Genomic DNA, 17,236 nt, shown 5'->3' with positions numbered 1-17,236 from the left:
AGAGTGAACCACCTGATCCCTTCCCGAACTCAGAAGTGAAACCTCTTAGCGCTGATGGTAGTGTGGGGTTACCCATGTGAGAGTAAGTCATCGCCAGCTCATTAATTCAAAATCCCCCTAGCTTAAACAGCAGGGGGATTTTTTTATGCAGAAAATTTGTGTGCTTAATAAAGCAAAATAAAACTTATGTCTAATGAGAATAATATATAAAACTTTAATTATTAATAGGATTGTAGACTAATGTTCAATTCTTATTTTCTGTAAATTGTGTGAAAGTTGCACCATCTACTCCACTAGCAAAGTGTGGATGAAGAAGGCTCGAAATGAGGGTCTTCATTATGGGTTGCTATGGAAGTTCACTGAAATACAGACTCACAGGAGGTGAGGAATGACACATCAAACTATTAACGTAAATGATGTCATTGATCACGCAAAATTTAAACCATTTCATTTTAATGTAGTGGCATGGTGTCTACTGATCATTTTATTTGATGGTTATGATTTAGCCATTAATGGTGTGGTATTGCCTTTATTAATGGACGAGTGGGGCTTAAGTGCGGTGCAAGCCGGTATGCTGGCCAGTACTGCATTGGCAGGGATGATGTTCGGTGCCATGATTTTCGGCTCGCTGGCCGACAAAATTGGCCGTAAAAAAGTCATCATGATCTGTATTGTGTTATTCAGTGGTCTAACCTTCGCAGGTGGCTTTGCTTCTAATCCGACAGAATTCGGTATTTTGCGCTTCCTGGCCGGTTTAGGGATTGGTGGGGTGATGCCTAACCTGGTGGCTTTAACCTCTGAATACGCGCCAAAGAACATGCGTAGTACGCTGGTGACCACCATGTTTAGTGGTTATGCAGTGGGTGGTGTGATGGCAGCATTATTGGGTGCCTGGTTAACCCCAAGCTTTGGCTGGGAAATCATGTTCTTTATTGCCGGTATTCCACTGTTGCTGTTGCCAATTATCTGGAAATTCCTGCCTGAATCGCTGATGTTTATTGTGAAAGAGAACAAGCAGGAACAGGCGCGTCCAATCATGGCCCGCTTGGCCCCAGAAGTGCAGATTAGCAATGAAACCAAATTTGAACTGCATCAGGTCGATGTGCCGGAAGCAGCCAACGTGGTAAGCCTGTTCAAACGTGGCCGTGCGTTAAACACCTTATTGTTCTGGTTAGCGTTCTTTACCTGCTTGCTGACCATGTACGCCTTAAGCAGCTGGTTGCCTAAACTGATGATGGCGGCAGGCTATTCAATGGACAATAGTCTGATGTTCATGATGGTGATGAACGTGGGTGCCGTGGTTGGTATTGTCGGCGGTGGTATTCTGGCTGACCGTTTCCATCTGAAACCGGTGTTGATGTTCCTGGGGATTATGGGCGCGATTGTGATGAGTCTGATGGGCTTCCAGTCAAACCAGTTCTTGCTGTACATCTTGGTATTCTTGGCGGGTGCAGCGTCAATCGGTTCACAAATGTTGCTGTATAGTTATGTGGCGCAATACTATCCACTGGCAGTACGTTCAACCGGAATTGGCTGGTCATCTGCAATTGGCCGTATGGGTGCGATTGTTGGACCAATCCTGATTGGTGGCTTACTCGGTATGAACCTGCCAGCACACTTCAACTTTATTGCTGTCGGTTTACCGGTATTGATTACCGCAATTGCCGTGGCGCTGATCATGAGTGAAGATGAAGCAGAACAGATTAAAGCAGGCAAAGCGGCGATTGCCAAAGCCTAATTGGTATTAAATGAAAAAAGCCTCCATAGATTGGGGGCTTTTTTTATGGCATTAAGAAAACAAAAACCACAGATAAAAAGAAACCCCATCATCCTGACGGGGTTTCTTCGTATTTCGTGCTTTAGGTATAACTCCTGTCGTACCTCACGATCCTGGTGCGCAAACTAATTATTGTTGTTTTCCGTTTGGGAAACGTCCTGTTTCCTGATGAATTTAGAATACGAAAATTCTGGGTTTGCTCCTAGCCTCAATTGTCTTCATTCGGTGTAAGCCAAAACGGACAAAGTCCGGCAGGTTACGCAAGTGTTCTTGGTCAAAACTGGCTTTGGGCTACAATCAAAGTATTGTCTGTTCTGTTTTAGGAAATGTCATGGCAAAACTACAACAATATTTGACCTGGCCTGCGGCATTGCTCATCGCAGGATTAACCACCGGATGTAATGCCCAGACCGAGCCTGCCAATTCAGCGAAAGCCGCCCAAAGCAGTGAAACTAGCAAGACCAGCCAGTCTTATCAGCTGGAACGGGTGGCGCGCTTACAGGAACCGTGGGCGATGGCTGAGCTGCCCGATGGCCGCTTGTTAATTACTGAAAAGCGTGGACGACTCAAATTGTTTAACCCGAGCAATAAACTGCTGCTTGAGGTTAAAGGTGTCCCCAAAGTTGCCTATGGCGGGCAGGGCGGTTTGGGTGATGTCGCGCTGCATCCACAGTTTGCCCAGAATCGCTGGGTCTATTTAAGTTATGTGGAAGCCGGCACAGGCGGTTATGGCGCGGTGGTGGCGCGTGCCGAGCTGGATTTAAAAGATGCGGCTCAGCCACAGCTAAAAAATATACAGCAGATCTGGGCCCAAGTGCCGAAAGTTCCGGGGCAGGGGCATTATGCTCACCGGCTGTTGTTTGATCAGGCCGGCTATTTGTGGGTCAGTTCGGGAGAGCGACAAAAGTTCGATCCGGCACAGGACCTGAACTCCAATTTAGGGAAAATTTTACGTTTAAATGCAGATGGCAGCGCTGCGCCAGATAATCCGTTCCGCGTTCAGGGCCAGATTGCGGCACAGGTATGAAGCCTAGGGCATCGTAATCCCTTAGGTATGGCGTTTGACCCGGCGGGGCAGCTGTGGGTGATTGAGATGGGACCCAAAGGCGGAGATGAGCTGAACCGGATTGAAAAAGGCGCCAATTATGGCTATCCGATTGTGTCCAATGGCGATCATTATAGCGGTCAGCCAATTCCGGATCATGCGACCCGGCCAGAATTTAAAGCGCCGGAACTGGACTGGACCCCGGTCATTTCACCTTCGAGTTTAATCTTTTACCGTGGCGATCAGTTTCCACAGTGGAAAAATAAGGCCATTGCCGGAGGATTGTCATCGCAGGCGATTATTGTGATTGACACCCAGGCTCAACCGGTACGTGAAGTACAACGGCTGGACATGAAGCAGCGTATTCGCGGGGTGATTGAAGCGCGTGAAGGTCATTTATGGGTGATTGAAGATGGTAAAGGCGCTAGCTTGCTGAAAATGACAGCCAAATAATGAATTCACAGATAATAAAAAGCCCCGACATCCTGTCGGGGCTTTTTAGATTCAGTTCTCAGATATCACTCCTGTTATATCTGTGCGTGCATCCTGCATGCGGCTTATGATTATTGTTTTATGCAACGAGACCTCCTGTCCCGGTATGGTTTTAATATACGTCAGGCGATCAGAACCAACCAGCCGCAAAACCCGACAAGTACTGTACGCTCAGGCGTACAACAGCGATTGATTTAAAATAGCGCATCATCTACAAGAACCAGAACATAAAGGACTGAAATAAAAGAAGCCCGAACATCCTGTCCGGGCTTCTCTGGATTCATTATTCCGGTATAACTCCTGTCGTACCGATCAGCATCCTGCTGTTGTTGCTTTTATTGTTATTGTTTTGATTTAAGAGACCTCCTGTCTCTGTATGTGGGTACTATAAAATGAAAGCGCGCTGCGCCCTAGTCGCAGTTCACCACAGCTGCTGTAAGAAAATGCTTACAGGGCTGCTGGCATTATGAGCTGACATATTGAATCAGCTTGTCAATTACCTGTTTCAGGGTCTTGTCATCAAATTCATTCGGTTCAAAGCTTTCGCTACGGTTACGGCTAAAAATATCGCGGATTTCCACCACTGCATTGCTGTCAATCAGTCCCAGCTGGGTGCCGACCTGACGGATCTGGTCAATCGAGCGTGATCCATTGGTGGCACCATAGCCGATATAAGCCGCTGGTTTGCCTTGCCATTCTTTGCCTAAGTAATCCAGCGCATTTTTTAAGGCCGGGCTATAGCCATGGTTATATTCGGGGCTGATAAAAATAAAGGCATCGCCCTGGGCAATTTTGTCGGCCCATTCCTGTTGACGCGGCTGGTCATAAATACCGCTTAGCGGCGGATTCGGACCGGCAAATAGTGGCAGGTTCCATTCTTTTAAATCGACCAGCTCGGTTTGCACGGTACTAAAGTTATAGCTTTTAATGGCCTGCTGTACCCAGTGTGCGACTTTAATAGCGGTACGTCCCTCGCGTACACTGCCGACAATAATCTGAATATTCATGTTTTATCCTGTGTTGTTTTTGCTGTAGGGATCAAATTAACGTGAATTGCGTTAGCCTGAATAGAGTCAGTTTGTATCTGCATCATGAACATGGCATGAAAAAAGCTCCCGAAGGAGCTTTTCAAAAATGCGGAAATTTTATTTCAGTTGAATGCCTTGCTGGCCCGCTGGGGTAACTTTAAAGATTTCCACTTCAAAGGTAATGTCTTTACCGGCCAGTGGATGGTTAAAGTCGACTTCAGTGATGTCATCATTGACCGATTTGACCACGCCATACAGGCTTTGTTTGGCCTTGTCTTCAAACTCGATCATGTGGCCTTCAACCGGACGCTGTTCAAACTTGACGGTGTCAAAGGTTTGGACATTTTCCGGGTTCCATGGACCAAAAGCTTCTTCGGGCGGCAGGCTGACGGTACGACGGTCGCCAGCACGCAAGCCAAACAGGGCTTTTTCAAAACCCGGTAACAGGCTGCCATCGCCCATCACCAGACTGACCGGTTCGGCACGGCTACGGGTATTGTCAATTTCCGGACCGCTTTCAATGGCCACAGAAAAGTGAAGTTCAACTTTAGAACCCGCTTCAATACGGGTGTCTTCGTTCGGATTGATAAATTCAGTCATGTTGCGCCTGCGCACGTTGAATACGGTGTTTTTCCAGGAAAAACGTATCAATAAGAAGCAAGATGGTGCCTAAGGTAATGGCACTATCTGCAATATTAAAGGCAGGGAAGTGGCTGTTGTTGTAGTAAACATGAATAAAGTCGACCACATAGCCCAGAGCGACCCGATCAATCAGGTTACCAATGGCCCCGCCCAGAATCAGGGCAATGGCCAGCGGTAATACCAGCATGTTCTTTGGCATACGCATCAGCCAGAACACAAAGATCACGGAGACCAAACCTGCCAGTGAGGTGAAGAAATAGCGTTGCCAGCCACCCGCATCGGACAAGAAACTAAAGGCTGCGCCATAGTTATGCAGTAATGTCCAATTTAAAAAGGGCAGCACAGGCACCGGATCTGCATAATTCAGATGGGTGACTGCAATCCATTTGGTCCATTGATCCAGAATAATCGCCACAATAGACAGTCCGATCCACCACAAATTATGCGGATAGAACTGGAATAAGCCCTTTTTCGGTTGTGGATTAGGCATATTTTCTCTCTTCGCCTTGGCCTGTCGGGAGGTTAATAATACAACGACCACATAAACCTGGATGTGCAGGATGTGTATTCACATCTGGCAGGACGTGCCAGCAGCGTACACATTTCTCGCCATCTGCCGCAGACACTTTCACGTTCAGACCGTCAAGATCAGAAGCTTCGCCTTGTGCGGCATCAAACTCATTCACAATCACCTGAGAGGTAATCAGGACAAAACGCAGTTCATCGCCCAGTTTATCCAGCACTGCTTTCAGCTCGGCATTGGCCCACAGCTCCACTTTGGCAGACAGGTTCGAACCGACGGTTTTTGCAGTACGCGCCGCTTCAATAAACTTGTTCACGGCAGATTTTACTGCAATTAAAGTCTGCCATTCGCTTTCAGCCAGCACGTTGGCTTCAGAGGCCACCGGCAGCTCATACCATTCAGCGGTGAATACATATTTTTCTGATTGCTCAGGAATCAGTGGCCACGCTTCTTGGGCAGTGAAGCTTAGGATTGGTGCCATCCAGCGAACAAAGGCTTGTACCAAGTGATACAGCGCAGTTTGCGCAGAATGACGTGCCTGAGAGTCCGCTTTGGTGGTGTACTGACGGTCTTTGATGATGTCGAGATAGAAACCACCTAAGTCATTAATACAGAAGTTGGTCAAGGCGCTGGTGACGATATGGAAGTTCATATCTTCATAGGCTTTCTTGATGGTTTCTTGTACTTCAGACGCACGTTGCAGGATGTATTGATCCAGCGCAATCAGCTGATCCACCGGCAGGGCATCAGTCGATGGTTTGAAGCCATTTAAGTTGGCCAGCAAGAAACGCAGCGTGTTACGGATACGACGGTAACCGTCTGAGGCACGGCTAAAGATTTCTTTACCGGCGGTCATTTCATAACGGTAATCCGCAGAGGCAATCCAGAAACGTAAGCCATCTGCACCCATGTCTTTGATGATGTCTTGCGGGGTAATGATATTCCCGAGCGACTTCGACATTTTGCGGCCTTTTTCATCGACCACGAAACCATGCGTCAACAAGCCTTTGTATGGCGCACGTTCATTGATGGCAATCGAGGTCAGCAGTGAAGACTGGAACCAGCCACGGTGCTGATCCGAACCTTCAAGATACAGATCGGCCGGATCTTGCAGTTCTTCACGTTCACGCAGCACGGCATAGTGGGTTGTACCTGAGTCAAACCAGACGTCTAAGGTGTCACGTACGGCGTTGTAGTGTTCAGCATCATCACCAATGAAGTCTTTGGCTTCACGGTTATACCAGCCGTCAATGCCTTCCTGTTCAATCAGTTTAGCCACTTCTTCGATCAGTTCAGGGGTACGTGGATGCAGTTCGTTGGTGTCTTTATGCACGAAGAATGGAATTGGCACGCCCCAGGTACGCTGACGCGAAATACACCAGTCCGGACGACCTTCAATCATTGCCTGAATCCGGTTTTTACCCCAATCTGGCACGAAGCTGATCTCGTTTTCAATTGCATTCAGGGCACCTTGGCGTAAACCTTTGGCATCCATGCTGATAAACCATTGCGGTGTGGCACGGAAGATAATCGGGGTTTTATGACGCCAGCAGTGCGGATAGCTATGCTTGATTGGATGATGTGCCCACAATTTGTTGGCTTCGCCCAGCGCAGCAATAATTTGCGGATTGGCTTTATAAATATGTTCACCGGCAAAAATTGGCGCAGTCGGTAAATACACGCCATTGCCGCCCACCGGGTTGTCGACTTTCAGGTTGTATTGCAGGCCGACTTTATAGTCGTCTACACCGTGGCCCGGTGCAGTATGCACGGCACCTGTACCGCTGGCATCGGTGACGTGTTCACCCAGAATCACCGGCACTTGACGCTCAGTAATTAACGGATGTTGCAGCACCAGATTTTCCAGTTTGCTACCGGCAAACTCGGCCAGCACTTCAAATGAATTGAAGCCATAACGCTGGGTCGCAGATTCTACCAGTGTTTTTGCCAGAATAAAGTTTTGCTCGGCCTGTTCTTCACCGCGCGCCTTGACCAGTTGATATTCAAGTTCGGCATGTAATGCTACCGCCTGGTTGGCTGGCAGGGTCCATGGGGTGGTGGTCCAGATCACGATATCGGTTGAGTCTTTAACATCAACACCTAGACGTGCAGACAAATCAGCTAAGTCAACCACTGTAAAACCGACGTCAATTGCATCGGATTTTTTATCTTCATATTCAACTTCAGCTTCTGCCAGCGCTGAACCACAGTCCAGACACCAGTTCACCGGTTTCAGGCCTGGCTCGATATGACCGGCTTTGGCAATGGCACCCAGAGAACGGACAATATCCGCTTCCTGCTTGAAGTTCATGGTCAGGTATGGGTTGTTCCAGTCGCCAAACACGCCCATACGGATAAAGTCTTTTTTCTGCAGCTCAACCTGGGTGTAGGCATATTCACGGCAGGCTTTACGAAAGGTCGAAGCATCAACTTTGACGCCGACTTTGCCAACTTTTTCTTCAACTTTCAGTTCAATTGGAAGACCGTGACAGTCCCAGCCTGGTACATATGGTGCGTCAAAACCGTCCATGACACGGCTTTTAATGATGATGTCTTTCAGGACCTTATTAACCGCGTGACCAAGGTGAATTTGACCATTGGCATACGGAGGGCCGTCATGAAGCACATATTTTTTCTTGCCGATACGCGATGCACGAATCTGCTGATAAATGTCATCGGCATACCACTCTTCTAACCATTTCGCTTCACGTACTGCGAGGTTTGCTTTCATTGCAAAGTCAGTACCTGGGAGGTTCAGTGTGGCTTTATAGTCCACTGCATTTTCAGGAGTTTGCTTATCGCTCATGCAAGTTGTCTTCCAATTTAATCAGCCATTTGACTGACACGTTTTACAGTAAAAATGTGAGTTATTCAAAAGGGAATTTTGGGGTGCTGCGGCGAAACTCAAGCAGTTTCTCCACATCATCATCAATTCCGGCTTTTAAGGCTTCAAGCGAAGGATAGTCCTTTTCGCCATGTAAATAGTTTAAGAACGTCACCCGCATTAACAGGCCATACAGATTAGCAGAAACCTCGGGGAAATGTACTTCTAATCGCCATTCCGGATGGTCCTGTTTGATGGCCGGTCGGGTACCGACATGACCGGCACCAAACAGCGCGGTCGGGTCATAGCCGGCAATTCCGGGCTGGTTCGGATTCTCTGCCTGAACTTTGGCTTGTAAGGATTCGGTTTCACAGACCACTTCCACACCATAAATCCCGTTCAGGCAGGGTTTATGCCGGTTCAGACGGACATTAATGGTCGGAAAATCAATGGTCCGGCCAATCTGGTCGCCGTATTGTACCCGGCCGGTAATACTATACGGGCGCCCCAGCAATTTGGCTGCCAGCGCTAAATTGCCGGCCTGCAAGGTCTGACGGATCCGGGTCGAGCTGACCCGTTCACCATCGGCCAGAATGGTGTTTAAGTTGGTGACCTGAAAGCCGTATTGCTGCAAAAACTCGCTATTACCCTGACGGTTTTTGCCAAAATGGAAGTCATCACCCAGCACCAGACTGTGGGCATTGAGTTTATATTTGAGTATGTCGGCAAAGGCTTCGGCGCTTAAGCTGCGGAAATAATTATCAAATTTGGCGACTGCAATATAGTCTACACCCAGCTCGGTTAAATATTCGACTTTTTCTCTCAAGGAGCTGATGCGCGGCGGTGCCTCATAGCCTTTAAAAAATTCCAGCGGCTGTGGCTCGAAAATCATCACCAGGGTTTTCAGCTGCTGGGCTGCTGCCAGCTGTTTTAGCTGGGCAATCATGGCCTGATGCCCCAAATGCACGCCGTCAAAATTACCAATGGTAACGGCAGTTTTTTCCAGTTGAAAATCAGGCGCTAAAGCATTCAGACGGAGGAGCTGCATGGGCAAAGAATGACGTTATACATTAAGAAAGGCTATATATTGCCATATTCTCACACATTCGTCTTGTTGTTCTGTTTTTATGCAAAATTTTTCTTGCTCATTTTTGACTGGTGCCACAGCACTGGCGGGTTTTTATCAAATGGAGCGTAAAACTCTGTCTTTCAGGTCAGAGATATAAGCGACACGACATGAAATGTCGTTTAATTACTAAAAACCAATATTTTAAGCCTGATATGAGCTAATATAAGCCCATGAAAACACTTAAATTACGCATAAAAGACAAACATTGTAAGGTGCTAGACCAATTGGCATCTGAAGTTAATTTTGTCTGGAACTATGTCAATGATTTGTGTTTCAAACACCTACAGCGCAAACAACAATTCTTTTCAGCATACGATATTGCTAAATATACGAAAGGCGCATCAAAGGAATGTAATCTTCATAGCCAAACCATTCAGGCTGTAACAGAAGAATTGGTCACTCGCAGAAAACAGTTCAAAAAATCAAAATTGAGATGGCGTGTCAGTAATAAGAAATCAGCAAGAAGATCACTAGGTTGGATACCCTTTAAAAAGGTCGCTATTAAATACGCCGATGGATACGTTCAGTATGGCAAGCATCAATTCAAGCTATGGGATAGTTACGGACTATCGAAATACAGCATTCAAACAGGCTCATTTGTAGAGGATAGTCGTGGACGTTGGTATCTCTGCTTAGTGGTTGATTCACCCAAACAAGACAAACCTACCGCCACAAAAGCCGTGGGTATTGATCTAGGCTTAAAAGATATTGCTACTTGTTCAGATGGCACAGTCATCAGTAATCCCAAGTTCTATCGAAAATACGAGCAAAAGCTCGGTATTGCTCAGAGAGCGAGAAATAAAAAGCGTGTCCGTGCATTACACGCCAAGATTGCAAACTGTCGTAAAGACTATTTGCACAAGGTTAGCACCCAGCTGGTGAAAGACAATGCACTGATTGTCGTTGGTGATCTAAGTGCGAACAAACTTGTAAAAACTAAAATGGCGAAATCTGTTTTAGATACAGGATTTTCAGCACTCAAAACCATGCTCAAGTATAAATGCGAGAACGCAGGGGTCATGTTTGAGGAAGTCAACGAGAGATTCACAACCCAAACCTGTTCGAGCTGCGGTGCAATCACCGCAAGCAGTCCGAAAGATAGATTTGCGAATAAGAGTATGGGAATGTGAATGCGGAAGTGTAAATCAACGCGATTTAAACTCCGCCAAGAACATACTTGCGCTTGGGCATAAGCGTCTAGCAGTAGGAATTTCCCTCCTTTCAGGTGGGTGAGGATGTCAACAGGAGCGAATGAAAATGGAAACGCGTAGCCAGTACTGAAAAGCTGCATAGATATGAAAAAAAGTGGAGTCGTTGGAAGACCTGTCATTTCAGGGATAGCTTTTATTTTTCTGCCTTTTGCTTTCTAATGTGGCTCCCAGCAACTGCGGTAGAGAAGCAATAATGTCGGATCTGGCCTTAATTATGGCATTGCCGAGTGAATCCAAAGGTCTGTTTGAACAGGCTGGCATCGAGGTGCATTATAGTGGTATTGGCAAGATTAATGCTGCCTTTAAAGCCTTTGAGGTAATTCAGAAAACTGGCTGTAAAACCCTGTTAAATTTAGGTACGGCCGGCAGCTCCTATTTTAATGCGCATGAGCTGGTGGAAGTGACCCAGTTTGTACAGCGTGATATGGATGTATCGCCGTTGGGTTTTCAGGTCGGAGTGACACCCATGGATGACGATCATCCGGCGGAAATTCATTTGCCGCAGCATTTTTCCCATTTACCGGCTGGTATTTGTGGCACCGGTGACAGCTTTGAAACTGGTACACCGAAAGTGGCCTGTAATCTGGTGGATATGGAAGGCTATGCGCTGGCCAAGGTCTGCAAAAAACTGGATGTACGGCTGATTTCCGTCAAATATATTACCGATGGCGCCAACGATACGGCACATCTGGACTGGGAAGAAAATCTGTTGCTGGGGGCGAAAAAATTATTGTCGTTATATCAGCAGAGTGGTTTTTAGTTCGGCGACCATAGCAAACTATGGTCGTATGCCAAAATCATGCTCAATCGTCGATTGATTCTGAGGGAGGTGCGGTATTCAGTTCTGGACGCGGCACAATACCATAAAGCATCAGATGCACGGTATGCTGGATAATGCGCTGCTGCATGCTGCGGTTGCGCAGGGTTTTGCCGGTGACCATTTCCATTTGCGTCGCGAAGTCTGCATAGTTCTGGGTCAGGGCCCAAATATTCAGAATCAGCAGTTCAGGGTCAATATCTTTGGAGATTTTGCCTTGTTCCTGCCAGTTGCTGATGACTTTGGCTTTACGCTTGACCAGTTTTTTCAGCGGACCTTTCAGGATTTCCAGAATATGCGGGGCACCCTGAATCACTTCCAGCGCAAACAGGCGTGAAGCTTTTGGCTGGGTGCGAGACACTTCAATCTTTTGCAATAAGTAGTTGGTGATCGCTTCTTCAGGTTCAAGCTCGGCTTCCAGCATTTGCAGTGGCGCCAGCCATTTCTGTAATACAGTGGTCAGCACTTCTACATATAACGCTTCTTTATTTTCATAGTAATAGAAAATATTCGACTTATGCATTTCTGCAATCTGAGCGATTTCATCTAAGCTCGCCCCATTAAAACCGTATAAGGAAAATACGTCGAGTGCTGCGTTCAGCAACTGATGTCGTTTTTGAGTACTCTTTTTTTGTTCCATTAGCAATTAAAAAACAATGAAAAGGGGGAATCACGAATTGTACGTCAAATCATCAGTTTTGTGCATCCTCGTCTATTGCAAATTATGATAAATGCAGCAGAATTTTGTAGATTAACTAATAATTTCCCCAGGATTGTTAAATTTAAGCCCTATAAAGCACACTTTTTGAGTCTGGTAAAAAATATAACTGAAGACTTGATTTCAAAGATTTTTTATTCTTTTATTTTAAATCAAAATATAAGACATAGTTTATAGAAATAATCCTACATCTCTTTGGGCCTATGTCACAAAAGTTTCATAAACCGAGATGAAGTTTTACCGCTTGCCAGGCTTGCTCATTGGTTTCACGCACAATCACATGCAGACGGATGCCATAGTTCAGGCTACGGCCTTTGGCTGCAGCTTTGGCACGTACCGTTTCAATTTTTTCTTTTACTGCTGCCGGCGGTTCACCCCAGGTTAAATAGGTGTCGACCTGATCGGTGGCCAGCTCAATGGCTGCATCGGAAGAGCCACCAAACCAGAGCGGCGGATATGGTTGCTGGACCGGTGGATAGAGCAGCTTGGCTTCATCGACCTGTAAGCGTTCGCCGTGGAAGCTGAACGATTCGCCCGTATGCGAGCGGGTTAAAATTTCACGCCAGATGGTGGTGTATTCCGCAGCCGTCTGATAACGCGTGGCATGATCTTCATAGACACCATCGCCTTTTAGTTCCTGTTCATCACCGCCCGTGACCAGATTCAGTAACACCCGGCCGCCAGATAAACGGTCAAACGTCGCCGCCATACGCGCTGCTAAGGCTGGTGTGGTCACGCCTGGACGCAAGGCCACCAGAAATTTCAGGTTCTGGGTCGCATCAATTAAACTGGCTGCAGTAATCCACGGATCTTCACAAGAACGGCCGGTTGGAATCAGTACACCTTCATAACCTAAATTGTCCACTGCCACCGCAATCTGTTTCATATAGGCATGATCGACCTGACGGCCACCTTTGCTGGTACCTAAATAGCGGCTGTCACCATGGGTGGGAATAAACCAGAAAATTTTCATATTATCGTCCTTTATTTAAATGGGATTACTCGGTCATCAATCTGCAGTTGGAGCCGTCCAGACAATGGGCTGGACCTCAATCGGTTTTGGAATCAGCTTGAGCTGATAGAACTGGTCAGCAATTTTCTGCTGGGCCTGAATGACTGTCGGGTTTAAGCGTTGAATTGGAGACGGTTTCAGGCGGCGGTCAAAGGCGTTTTTGGCGACCGCCGGGTCCAGGCCGGTATTTTTCTGATAAATTTCTAGGGCCTGAGACTGATGTTTAACAATCCACTGATCCGCGGCATTCAGGGCCGCCAGAAAGCCGGTGGTGGCCTGTGGATGTGCGGCAATAAATTTGGGATTGGCCACATAAAACGAATAGGTCTGGTCAAACTCACCGGTCTTGATCAGCGGGCGGGCCTGTCCATGCAGTTCAACCGCAGACAGGAACGGGTCCCAGATGGCCCAGGCATCAATCGACTGCTTGTCAAAGGCGGCACGTGCATCGGCCGGTGGCAGCCAGATTGGCTGAATATCCGACCAGTTCAAGTTGGCTTTGGCCAGCACTTTGGCCAGAAATTCGTGGGCATTGGAGCCTTTTTGCAGGGCAATACGTTTGCCTTTTAAATCCTGCAGGGTCTGTATGGCACTTTGCTGTGGTACCACTAAGGCCAGTGAATGGTCGGCATAGACTTCATAGCCGACATAGTTCAGCTCCTTGCCAGCCGCCTGGGCAAAAATGGGCGGGGTATTCCCCACTGAACCATAATCGACTGCACCAACGGCCAGGGCTTCCAGCATTTGCGGTCCGGCCGGAAACTCTTTCCATTCAATTTTGGCCTGTGGGAATTGCTGTTCCAGCAGTTTTTCATCACGTGCCACCAGTAAATTTAAGGAAGATTTCTGGTAGCCAATGGAAATGGTTTTCAGCGCCTGTTCAGTTGAGTTGTTGTCCGTTACCGCCTTGTGGGCTTCCGGTTTCTGGCAGCCGCTGAGACCCAGTCCCAGCGTGGAAATACCCAGCAGCGCCCAGATTGTTAATTTACGCATCTTCTTATTCCTCATTCTTGTGGTGTCGACTGCGTATTCAGCAGGGCCGCCTGAATCTGAATTTGCTGTGGAATCAGCTTTTGCTGATAAAAGGCATCAGCTACATATTGCTGTTCTTTGGCCACGTCACTAGAGATGGCCTGTACGCCAAAGCCCATACGGGAAATTGAAGTTTTTAAGACCTCGACATCCAGGCCGGTCGGTTTTTGCAGCAGTTGAGCCGCTTCATCCTGATGCTGGGCCACCCATTGCGTGGTGCTGTTCAAGCTTTGCACCACGGTGTCTAGAACCTGCGGATGCTGTTCGGCAAACTGACGATCCGCCAGATAGAACTGATGGTTGCTGACCAGATTTTCGCCGGTGGCAATGACCCGTGCGCCAATCTGGTGTTCGGCTGCGGCAAAGAACGGATCCCAGATCACCCAGGCATCCACCGAACCACGTTCAAAGGCTGCGCGGGCATCGGATGGGGGTAAATACACCACTTGAATATCGTGCAGGCTAAGCTGGTTGGCTGCTAACAGCTTCAGCAGCAGATAATGCACATTGGAGCCTTTGTTCAGGGCAATGCGTTTGCCTTTTAGATCCTGCACCGACTGAATGGCTGAATCTTTAGGCACAATTAAGGCCTCAGCTAGCGGTGCTTTGGGCTGGTTGGCCACATAGACCAGTTTGGAATTGGCCGCCTGGGCAAAAATGGGCGGTGCTTCGCCGGCTTCACCAAAGGCCACACTGCCGACATTTAAACCTTCCAATAATTGCGGGCCGGCTGGAAATTCTACCCATTTCACCTGTACACCCTGGGCTTTTAAGGCCTGTTCCAGTTCACCGCGTTCTTTGACAATTGGTAAAATGCCGTATTTCTGGAAACCAATATTCAGGGTAATGTTGTCCGCGTCTTTGGGGCTGCTACAGGCAGTTATGAACATGGCACCCGCCACCACGGCAGATAAAATAGCGCTTTGAGTTGAAAAAATACGGCGTAGGCTGCTCATGAAAATACCTGCTCTCGGAAATTAAAAAATTCAAAAGTGGAGAATGAGAGCTACCTTAAAGATTTTTCTTTTTCGAAAAAAATAACAAATCAGGAATTTCTAATCAGGAAAAAAGATAAATAAAGATGTGCAAATCTTATGCATAAATCTGATTTATAAAATAGATAATCTATTAAAAGCTTAAGTGTTAAATTGTTGTATTTAAAATATTTTTATGGAATTGAAGGCGCAGGAATAAGCTTATGCCCATTCCTGCTAATGTAAGATGCAGCAGAATTGGGCCGGCTGCAGATAAGCATATGTCAAATTGAGCTAAAGCCGGCCTTGAACAAGCATAAAGAGCGCATTCTCGCTCTTTTAAGGGCGAGTTAGCTCTTTTTTAGTGACTTGGATTTTTTTGCATTTTTTTCAGAAGTTGGTGTTCTTTGATCAGACTAGGTGAGTGACTTTTTACAGACCAGTGAATTGCGCTGGTAGTTGTATAAGGCTTGGCGGGCATTGGGTAAGTCATCGACACTGGCCGGCTCAAAGCCCTGTTCCAGAAACCAGTGCGCAGTACGGGTGGTCAGAATAAATAGCTGCTGAATGCCAAGACTACGGGCTTTATCTTCCAGATAATGCAGAATCTGGCTGCCGCGATTGGATTTACGATAGGCCGGATGTACCGCCACGCAGGCAATTTCCGCCGAGCGCAGTTCATTGTCGCTGACCGGTAGCGGATACAGCGCCGCACAGGCCAAAATGGTGCCATCACGTTCAATCACCGCAAACTGTTCAATTTCATTTTCCAGCCGTTCCCGTGAACGGTAAACCAGCACACCTTCTTCTTCCAGCGGGCGCAGCAGGCTGATGAGACCACCGACATCCTGAATATTGGCGGTGCGCACTTCTTCATAATGCGCATCGGTAATCATGGTGCCGGCACCATCGCGGGTAAACAGCTCTTCCAGTAGTGCGCCATCAGAGGCATAGGAAATCAGATGTACGCGATTGACGCCCTGAGTGGCAGCATCCTGTGCACCGCGTAAATGCAGGGCCATTTCCGGCTGGCTGGCCTGATACAGACCAATATAATGATTGAGCTGGGATGGGCGGATTTCACGTTGCAGCTGACCCTGTTCATTCAGTAAACCCTGCTGTTTGCCCAAGAAAATCAGCTTGTCGGCTTGCAGGCGAATCGCGGTTTTGGTGGCGACTTCTTCAGCCAGTAAATTAAACACTTCGCCCGTCGTGGAATAGCCGGTCGGACCGAGCACGACAATATTATGATTGTCCAGATGACGCTGAATGGCATCGGTATCGACACTGCGCACTTCGCCGGTCAGCTGGAAATCAACCCCATTACGAATACCATAGGGCTTGGCGGTAATAAAATTGCCCGAGACTACATCAATGCGGGCGCCGTACATCGGCGAGTTGGCCAGTCCCATCGACAGCAGGGCTTCAATTTGCAGGCGAATTGAACCGACCGCATTCATGACACAGCTTAACGATTCGCGCGTGGTAATGCGGCGCTGCTGATGAAACGGGGTGTCGATTTGGCTGGCCTGTAAATTCTGGTTAATCTGCGGACGGGCACCATGCACCAGCACTAGCCGGATGCCCAGCGAATGCAGCAGGGCAATATCATGAATAATATGCTGGAAATTGTCATGCAGGACTGCTTCACCATCAAACATCAGCACGAAGGTTTTGTTGCGATGGGCATTGATATAAGGCGCAGAATGTCGAAACCAGTGCACATATTGCAAAGTTGTGCTGTGTGATGTTTCGGTAGAATTCAGGTGCATGCCGGTCTCAATCAAGCAAAAGTCTTATAGTGGATTCTAATCAAAAAATACCGGGGCGTAAGCTGAAAAAATAAAAAAACACCTGAACGGGGTGGTTCAGGTGTAAAGAGGGAAGGGTTAATAACTGCTAATTGAAATCTACTTATTTCTATATTATTATATACAAATGAATAGATATGTTAGTATTGGCGTTGCAGCTAAAACACTGGGTGTTTCCATCCAAACCCTAAGAAGATGGGA

At 47.4% G+C, this 17,236-nt stretch carries 11 protein-coding genes, 1 rRNA gene and 3 pseudogenes; 5 read left to right on the top strand and 10 right to left on the bottom strand.

The genetic code is table 11. The annotated features are described in order from the left end of the window. From rrf to FTT63_RS13320, 3 genes and pseudogenes are all read left to right on the top strand, one after another. Positions 1 to 99, top strand: a 5S ribosomal RNA gene (gene rrf / locus FTT63_RS13330); the annotation flags it as partial. 289 nt (positions 100 to 388) lie between these two features. Then, the gene (locus FTT63_RS13325; RefSeq protein ID WP_016658670.1) at positions 389 to 1,738 is read left to right on the top strand and encodes an aromatic acid/H+ symport family MFS transporter; all 1,350 of its coding nucleotides are present in this window, start codon (positions 389 to 391) and stop codon (positions 1,736 to 1,738) included. A 370-nt stretch (positions 1,739 to 2,108) separates the two neighbouring features. Then, a pseudogene (locus FTT63_RS13320) lies at positions 2,109 to 3,275 on the top strand (PQQ-dependent sugar dehydrogenase). A gap of 503 nt (positions 3,276 to 3,778) precedes the next feature. On the opposite strand, the gene FTT63_RS13315 reads toward FTT63_RS13320, so the two are convergent. From FTT63_RS13315 to ribF, 5 genes are all read right to left on the bottom strand, one after another. Beyond that, positions 3,779 to 4,321, bottom strand: coding sequence for an NADPH-dependent FMN reductase (locus tag FTT63_RS13315; RefSeq protein WP_180192400.1), 543 nt, complete (start codon positions 4,319 to 4,321; stop codon positions 3,779 to 3,781). A gap of 138 nt (positions 4,322 to 4,459) precedes the next feature. Further along, positions 4,460 to 4,942 carry a peptidylprolyl isomerase gene (locus tag FTT63_RS13310; RefSeq protein WP_005181033.1) on the bottom strand — a complete coding sequence of 161 codons (483 nt, stop codon included), beginning with the start codon at positions 4,940 to 4,942 and terminating at the stop codon, positions 4,460 to 4,462. Then, positions 4,935 to 5,474: a signal peptidase II gene (gene lspA, locus FTT63_RS13305; protein WP_005181030.1), complete on the bottom strand. Its 540-nt coding sequence runs from the start codon at positions 5,472 to 5,474 to the stop codon at positions 4,935 to 4,937. Before lspA ends, FTT63_RS13310 begins: the two co-directional genes overlap by 8 nt. Continuing rightward, on the bottom strand, positions 5,467 to 8,313 hold the full coding sequence (gene ileS, locus FTT63_RS13300) for an isoleucine--tRNA ligase (protein ID WP_104473413.1): 2,847 nt from the start codon (positions 8,311 to 8,313) through the stop codon (positions 5,467 to 5,469). The genes lspA and ileS overlap by 8 nt, the downstream gene beginning before the upstream one ends. A 61-nt stretch (positions 8,314 to 8,374) precedes the next feature. Beyond that, positions 8,375 to 9,379 carry a riboflavin biosynthesis protein RibF gene (ribF, locus tag FTT63_RS13295; RefSeq protein WP_075167935.1) on the bottom strand — a complete coding sequence of 335 codons (1,005 nt, stop codon included), beginning with the start codon at positions 9,377 to 9,379 and terminating at the stop codon, positions 8,375 to 8,377. Positions 9,380 to 9,630: 251 nt separating this feature from the next. Between ribF and FTT63_RS13290 the strand changes: the two are divergent. Then, positions 9,631 to 10,693, top strand: a pseudogene (locus FTT63_RS13290) (RNA-guided endonuclease InsQ/TnpB family protein). Between the two features lie 171 nt (positions 10,694 to 10,864). Next, positions 10,865 to 11,431: a hypothetical protein gene (locus tag FTT63_RS13285; protein ID WP_005181021.1), complete on the top strand. Its 567-nt coding sequence runs from the start codon at positions 10,865 to 10,867 to the stop codon at positions 11,429 to 11,431. Positions 11,432 to 11,474: 43 nt separating this feature from the next. Here FTT63_RS13285 and FTT63_RS13280 read toward each other — a convergent pair whose 3' ends face one another. From FTT63_RS13280 to argA, 5 genes and pseudogenes are all read right to left on the bottom strand, one after another. Next, positions 11,475 to 12,128 carry a TetR family transcriptional regulator C-terminal domain-containing protein gene (locus tag FTT63_RS13280; RefSeq protein WP_005181018.1) on the bottom strand — a complete coding sequence of 218 codons (654 nt, stop codon included), beginning with the start codon at positions 12,126 to 12,128 and terminating at the stop codon, positions 11,475 to 11,477. Positions 12,129 to 12,447: 319 nt separating this feature from the next. Then, positions 12,448 to 13,179, bottom strand: a pseudogene (locus FTT63_RS13275) (LLM class flavin-dependent oxidoreductase); the annotation flags it as partial. Positions 13,180 to 13,215: 36 nt separating this feature from the next. Then, positions 13,216 to 14,211: an aliphatic sulfonate ABC transporter substrate-binding protein gene (locus tag FTT63_RS13270; RefSeq protein ID WP_104473410.1), complete on the bottom strand. Its 996-nt coding sequence runs from the start codon at positions 14,209 to 14,211 to the stop codon at positions 13,216 to 13,218. Between the two features lie 11 nt (positions 14,212 to 14,222). After that, complete coding sequence (locus tag FTT63_RS13265; protein WP_180192399.1) at positions 14,223 to 15,206, bottom strand: sulfonate ABC transporter substrate-binding protein; 984 nt, start codon at positions 15,204 to 15,206, stop codon at positions 14,223 to 14,225. 434 nt (positions 15,207 to 15,640) lie between these two features. After that, positions 15,641 to 16,996, bottom strand: a complete 1,356-nt coding sequence (argA, locus tag FTT63_RS13260; RefSeq protein WP_127799908.1) for an amino-acid N-acetyltransferase — start codon at positions 16,994 to 16,996, stop codon at positions 15,641 to 15,643. Positions 16,997 to 17,236: the final 240 nt, after the last annotated feature.

The organism is Acinetobacter sp. C15, assembly GCF_013420645.1.
Classification (GTDB): Bacteria; Pseudomonadota; Gammaproteobacteria; order Pseudomonadales; family Moraxellaceae; genus Acinetobacter; species Acinetobacter indicus.
The sequence above is the reverse complement of the archived record's forward strand: the minus strand, read 5'-3'. Positions and strand labels throughout refer to the sequence as shown.